The following is a 6,059-nucleotide window of genomic DNA, read 5'->3' on the forward strand; positions in this document are numbered from 1 at the left end:
TGGTAGAACCGAGGGGATTTGAACCCCTGACCCCTACCGTGTCAAGGTAGTGCTCTACCCCTGAGCTACGGTTCTACACCTATGGGTAACGAATTTGGAGGCGCTGACCGGACTCGAACCGGTGGTGGAGGTTTTGCAGACCTCTGCCTTACCACTTGGCTACAGCGCCCTACGGGTGGAAACCCGGCGTGTCCCTCGCGGGGGCTGGGGGGCCTTTTCCTCTCCAGCGGGAGGTATGGTAGCACGCACCCGCTGAAGTGTAAACCCACCCCCGAACCTGGCCGAACACCGCTATGGACCACCAGCCCAGACCGCTATCCTACGCGTATGGACAACTTGCAAATCACCGTCGGTGACGTGACCCGTACCCTGCCCACCGTGCGGGCGGGCAACCTGGGGCGGGTGCCCCTGGTCGAGTTCATCGGAGACAGCGAACTGACCAAGGCGGCGGCCCAGGCCATGCTGCCCCTGATTCCAGCAGGAACCGACATCCTCCTGACGGTGGTGACCAACGCCCTGCCGCTGACCCACGAGCTGAGTGACCGCAGCGGCTTGCCCTACGTGGTGGCCCGCAAAAAACGTCGCACGTACATGCAAGATCCGCTCATTCAGGACGTTCCGAGCATGACCCTGGGTGTGGGCGAAACCCTGTGGCTGGATGGGCCACATGCCGCCAGACTTGCGGGCAAGCGCGTCACCATCGTGCAGGACGTGGTCGCTTCGGGCGGCACGGCGCAGGCCCTGGCGCGGCTGACCGAGCGGGCGGGCGGCAAAGTGAACGGCTACCTGGCGGCCTTCAAGCAGGGGCAGAGCGAGCTGCCTGTCCAGGTTCTTCAGGAGTTGCCCGCCCGAATTTGAGCGTCCCCGATAGGCGGGCCGCCTCCCTGCCCCCGCGTCTATAGACAAACGTCCACTCCGACCTGCCGAGCGGCCTATGCTCAGCCAGGGCGACGCGGCTCTCCCCAGTGGCGGGAGGGCCTTTTGCTTTGATGCCCCCGTTCTTCCTTATCCCCTGCCCCACGAGGTTTGCGCCGTGTCCGATACCCTTTTTTCCGAATCCACGACTTTGCCCGCTGCCGGACAGCTTGACGGCCTGGACGTGCTGCGGCTGGCCCTCACCAGTCAGGTGTATGGGGCCGCCGTCGAAACCCCAGTCAGCGAGGCTCCGCGTCTGAGTGCGCGCGTGGGCAACCGCGTGCTGCTCAAGCGCGAAGACCAGCAGCCGATCTTTTCCTTCAAACTGCGCGGCGCCTACAACAAAATGAGCCAACTGACCGCCGAGGAGCGGGCCAAGGGCGTCATCTGCGCGTCGGCGGGCAACCATGCCCAGGGGGTCGCCTTCGCCAGTCAGGCGCTCGGCATTCCGGCGGTGATTGTGATGCCTGCCACCACCCCCGACATCAAGGTGCAGGCTTGCCGCGCACGCGGGGCCGAAGTGCTGCTGCACGGCGATTCGTTCAGCGACGCCGAAACGCGGGCTTACGAGGTGCAGCAGGAACGCGGCCTGACTTTTGTCCACCCTTACGACGACCCGCTGGTCATTGCCGGACAGGGCACCATCGCCCTGGAACTGCTGCGCCAGGTCGAGCAGGACGACTATGTGGTGTTCGTTCCCGTCGGCGGCGGCGGCCTGATTGCCGGGGTCGCCAGCATCCTGCGTTCGCTCAAGCCGGGGGTCAAAATCGTGGGTGTGGAACCCGACGACTCGGACGCCATGCAGCAGAGCCTTCAGGCGGGCGAGCGGGTGCGGCTCGACACGGTGGGCATCTTTGTGGACGGCGTGGCGGTCAAACAGGTCGGGGCCTACACCTTCGACCTGGCGCGGCGTTATGTGGACGACTGGGTGCGGGTGAGCACCGACGAGGTCTGCGCCGCCATCAAGGACGTGTTCGACGACACCCGCGCCGTGCTGGAACCCGCCGGGGCGCTCAGCGTGGCGGGTCTGAAAAAGTACGCCGCCGAGCATGGCCTTCAGGAGCAGACCCTGGTCGCGCTGACCTGCGGGGCCAACATCAACTTCGACCGCCTGCGCCACGTTTCCGAGCGCACCGAAATCGGGGAGAAGCGCGAGGCGATTCTGGCAGTGACTATTCCCGAACGGCCCGGAGCCTTCCTGCAATTCATCGACCTCATCGGCTCCCGCGCCATCACCGAGTTCAACTACCGTTACGCGCCCCGCGACGACGCCCGCATTTTCGTCGGCGTTCAACTGGGACAGGCCAGCGAGCGGCAAGAACTGCTCGGCCTGCTCCAGGCGCACGGTTATCCGGCCCTCGACCTCACCGACGATGAACTGGCGAAGGTTCACGTGCGGCACATGGTGGGAGGCCGCGCTCCCGAAGCCGTCAACGAGCAGGTCTATGCCTTCACCTTCCCCGAGCGGCCCGGTGCCCTGCGCGACTTTCTCCTGAACCTGCAAACCGGGTGGAACATCAGCCTGTTCCACTACCGCAACCACGGCTCGGCCCACGGACGCGTGCTGGCGGGAATCCAGGTCAGCGAGGACGACCTGCCGAAGTTTGCCGAATTCCTTTCGCACCTGGGCTATCCCGCCGAGGAAGTGACCGGCAACCCGGCTTACCGCCTGTTTCTGACCTGAACTCGAATCAGACAAACCGGGCCGCCCCTATCAGCGTAAGGGCGGCCCGTCTATGTCTTGAGTTTTAACGGCGTTCAGACCGCGAAGGACGGGCCACCACCCGCACCCGCTGAGTCCGGGGCTGGGCCAATCCAGGCCGCGCCGCCAGCAGCAGAACAAGCAACAAAGTTCCCAGCAGCAATTCCATAGCGCATTATGGCAGAGGCTCAGGTGAAGCGAGGCGACTTGTCTTGTCCGGCTTTCAGGGGGCCAGCAGTTCGGCAGGGTTCAGCCCCACCGCCTCCAACGCGGCCTGCATCTGTTCTGGCGTGACGGGCAGCACGCTCAGGCGGGTGCCGGGACGGGTCAGCGGCGAGTCCTGCCACGCGGAAAGTTCGCGCAGTTCCGGCAGGGTCAGCAGGCGCGGCAACTCGCGGTGCGGGGCCACTTCGACCATGCTCCAGCGGGGATCGGCGGAGTCGGAGCGGGGGTCGAAGTAGGCACTGCTCGGGTCGAACTGCAAGTCGTCGGGCTGGCTCTCCCCCACCACCCGCGCCACCCCGACCACGCCCGGCGGCTTGGCGTTGGAGTGGTAAAAGAGGCACAGGTCGCCCAGACGCATCTGCCGCAAAAAGTTGCGGGCCTGATAGTTGCGGATGCCGTTCCAGGGTTCGCGCCCGGCCCGGACCAGGTCGGCATAGGAAAACACGTCGGGTTCGGATTTGATGAGCCAGTACGCCACGCCCCCGAGGGTAGCGTCTGGCCGCAGCGGGCCGCCCAGACCCGTAATTTCTCTGCCTCACTTCGTTCGGAAAAACAATTCGCCTACGCAAACTATTTTTCAGAGCGGTATCATAGGAAGGTGAGCTTCCCCCCGCCCGTTTCCCGCGCCATCAGTTCTCCCGAAACCACCCGCGAACGTATTCAGAGTCAGGCGGCGCGGCTGTTTGTTGCGAGCGGCTACCACGGCGTGAGTATGCGCGAGGTGGCGGAAGCGGTGGGCGTGACCAAACCCGCGCTCTACCACCACTACGCCGACAAAGAGGCGCTGTTCGTGGCGATTCTGGAAGAAGCCCTGGCTTCGCTAAGCCGCCTGGTCAGCCACGCCCAGGAGCAGGGCGGCATCCGCGCCCAACTCGAAACGCTGATGCGTGACCTGCTGGACACGGCGCCCGAACAGCGCGTGGGCCTGCAACTCGCTTCCGAACTGCGCCATGTGTCGCCCGAACGCCGCGCCGCCTTTGAAACCGAGTATCGCCGGGTGTGGATGGGCGGCCTGACCGCCCTCATCACCCAGGCCGCCGAGCGTGGGGAACTGCGCCGCGACCTGCCCCCACCTGTGCTGACCCGCGCTCTGCTGGCGCTGACCTATCCGCTGGTGAGTGGCCCACCCACACCCGAGCCGCACCGCACCGCCGCTGCCCTGCTCACCATCTATCTGGACGGAGCCGGAGCACAGGCGCAGTAAAATCCGCCGCTGGAGAACGGCTTCACTGCGCTGCGGGAGAGTGAAGCGAACTACCGGGCGGAGAAGACGCCCGCCTATCACGTCGTTCTTCAGGACAAAGTCTGAACGCCAGCTTCCCTGTTGAGGAGAAACTGGCGTTCAGACTTTGAGACGCTTCGGCTTTACTTCTTCGGCGCGTCTATGGTCTTGGTCACTTTGGTGGTCTTGGCGGTGCCGGGGGCGACCTTCTGCACGGTCTGACCCAGGCTGGCGGTTTCCTGCTCCACCTGCTTGTTGATCAGCACTTGCTGCACAATCCCGATGATGGTCGAGAGAATGATGTACAGCGTCACGCCCGCCGGGAAGGTCAGCGCGAAGTACAGGAAGATCAGGTAGATCATGGCCTGCTGCTTGAACATTTCCGGCATCTTGCGCGTCGAGACGTACAGCTGCCCCAGGTTCACGATCATGTACAGCACGGCCAGGATGTAGAAGGGGTCGGGAATCGCCAGATCAGGCAACCACAGGAAGCCGCTGTCGAACTCGAAGTTGCGGATGGTGGACCACAGCGCAATCAGGACCGGGAAAGGCAGGAAGGACGACAGGCAGCCCGCCGGATTGACCTGATAGTCGCGCATAAGCTGCGCCATTTCCATCTGCATGGCCCGCTGCGACTCGGGGTCGGTCTTGCCCTTGTACTTCTCCTGGATCTCCTTCTGGAGCGGCTGAATCATCTGCATGCGGGCCGTGGTGCGTCCCTGCGCCTGCATCAGCGGCCACATCACCAGACGCAGCAGCACGGTCAGCGCCAGAATGACCAGACCCCAGTTGCCGATGACCTTGTAGAGCGCCTCCATCAGCTTGACGATCAGGAGGCTGATTTGCCCGAAGAAGTTGGGCTGGAACAGGCCCGGCAGGTCGGTATAGCCGCTCTGGTACAGGTGAATCAGTTCGTTTTTGCCGCCGTAGACCTCAAGGCTGCTGGTGGCAGGCACCGTAGCCACGATAGAACTCTGAGCGCCCCCGGTCAGCTTGACATCCGCCCGTGTTCCGTCTCTGGGCTGAACAATCAGGGCGTGGGCAATCTGGCTGGGGTTTTCCTGCAAGGCGGCGTACTGGATGTTGTCGACGCTCACCACGCCACTGCCCTGCACACTGGCGGGCTGCCCACCCACGGGCACCGCCTGCACGCGGGGGTTGTCGGCCTTGCCCAGACCGGGGAACAGCATTTCGACCTTTTCGGGGCCGTTCTGCACCTGGGTTTTCAGGTCAACTTTGAAGTTGCGGGGGCGCAGGGTGACGGTCTTGGTGACCTGCACGCCGTTTTGGGTGTAGCGGAATACCGCGTCCTGACGGTTGGCGGCGAGGTCGGTCCTCACCTGGGCGGGCTGCGTTTCGGCAGGCCCCGCCGGGTCGAGCACGTCGCCTGCCTGCACCGCGAACGCCTTACGCCCCGCCACCATGTTGACGATGCCGCCCTTCTGGTTTTGCAGGGCCGAAAAGTCGTAGGTGCCGTCGGCCTTTTTCTTGATGTAGGGCGTTCCGGCATAGCTCTTGACGTACCAGCCGATGACTTCACCACGGGCGTTGAACACCACGTCCTGAAGGTTGCTGGTGGCGATGTACTCGTCGCCGGGCTGACCGTCGAAATTGGCGACAATCCACTCGGGAACGATGGCCTTGCCGAAGGTGGGAAGGGGGCCAGTCTGGGCGCAGCCGCTCAGGAGCACCGTACCCAGCAGCGCCGCTGCGGGAAGAAGCAGTTTGTTGGTCATGAAGGTTTGTCCGTTTGTTGGGAAGGTGGGGAGGAGTGGCCTGGGCCTTTGCGCCCCGGCTCGGGCACCGGGTCGTAGCCGCCCGGCACCAGCGGATTACAGCGCAAAATCCGCCACGTCGCCAGCCAGCCGCCCCGCAGCGCCCCGTGCTTTTCGAGGGCCTGGGCCGCGTACTCCGAGCAGGTCGGGGTAAAGCGGCAGGTCGGCGCAGGCTTGCGCGGCGAGAGTTCGCGCTGATACCAGCGTACCGCCCGCACCA

General features: G+C 64.5%; 6 protein-coding genes and 2 tRNA genes. 3 read left to right on the forward strand and 5 right to left on the reverse strand.

All coding sequences use genetic code 11. The features are described from left to right. Both Q4C89_RS13515 and Q4C89_RS13520 read right to left on the reverse strand, forming a co-directional pair. A tRNA-Val gene (locus Q4C89_RS13515) sits at positions 1 to 75 on the reverse strand. A 20-nt stretch (positions 76 to 95) separates the two neighbouring features. Continuing rightward, positions 96 to 169 (reverse strand) — tRNA-Cys (locus tag Q4C89_RS13520). Positions 170 to 327: 158 nt separating this feature from the next. Between Q4C89_RS13520 and Q4C89_RS13525 the strand changes: the two genes are divergently transcribed. Further along, positions 328 to 858: a phosphoribosyltransferase family protein gene (locus Q4C89_RS13525; protein WP_303103148.1), complete on the forward strand. Its 531-nt coding sequence runs from the start codon at positions 328 to 330 to the stop codon at positions 856 to 858. A gap of 241 nt (positions 859 to 1,099) precedes the next feature. Next, positions 1,100 to 2,599 carry a threonine ammonia-lyase, biosynthetic gene (ilvA, locus tag Q4C89_RS13530; protein ID WP_303103153.1) on the forward strand — a complete coding sequence of 500 codons (1,500 nt, stop codon included), beginning with the start codon at positions 1,100 to 1,102 and terminating at the stop codon, positions 2,597 to 2,599. Between the two features lie 241 nt (positions 2,600 to 2,840). Here the strand turns inward: ilvA and Q4C89_RS13535 are convergent, their stop codons facing one another. After that, complete coding sequence (locus Q4C89_RS13535; protein WP_303103149.1) at positions 2,841 to 3,320, reverse strand: EVE domain-containing protein; 480 nt, start codon at positions 3,318 to 3,320, stop codon at positions 2,841 to 2,843. A gap of 120 nt (positions 3,321 to 3,440) precedes the next feature. On the opposite strand from Q4C89_RS13535, the gene Q4C89_RS13540 reads away from it, so the two are divergent. Next, positions 3,441 to 4,046: a TetR/AcrR family transcriptional regulator gene (locus Q4C89_RS13540; RefSeq protein ID WP_303103150.1), complete on the forward strand. Its 606-nt coding sequence runs from the start codon at positions 3,441 to 3,443 to the stop codon at positions 4,044 to 4,046. 161 nt (positions 4,047 to 4,207) lie between these two features. Here the strand turns inward: Q4C89_RS13540 and Q4C89_RS13545 are convergent, their stop codons facing one another. Then, complete coding sequence (locus tag Q4C89_RS13545) at positions 4,208 to 5,800, reverse strand: YidC/Oxa1 family membrane protein insertase (RefSeq protein WP_303103151.1); 1,593 nt, start codon at positions 5,798 to 5,800, stop codon at positions 4,208 to 4,210. Continuing rightward, positions 5,797 to 6,057 (reverse strand): membrane protein insertion efficiency factor YidD, encoded by a 261-nt coding sequence (yidD, locus tag Q4C89_RS13550; RefSeq protein ID WP_303103152.1) that lies wholly within the window; start codon positions 6,055 to 6,057, stop codon positions 5,797 to 5,799. The genes Q4C89_RS13545 and yidD overlap by 4 nt, the downstream gene beginning before the upstream one ends. Positions 6,058 to 6,059: the final 2 nt, after the last annotated feature.

It is taken from the genome of Deinococcus sp. (assembly GCF_030523985.1).
GTDB lineage: Bacteria > Deinococcota > Deinococci > Deinococcales > Deinococcaceae > Deinococcus.

Bases quoted from the DNA above. Each gene is read 5' to 3' on its own strand.
- Q4C89_RS13525 (WP_303103148.1), top strand. From the start codon at position 328: ATGGACAACTTGCAAATCACCGTCGGTGACGTGACCCGTACCCTGCCC.
- Q4C89_RS13545 (WP_303103151.1), bottom strand. From the start codon at position 5,800: ATGACCAACAAACTGCTTCTTCCCGCAGCGGCGCTGCTGGGTACGGTG.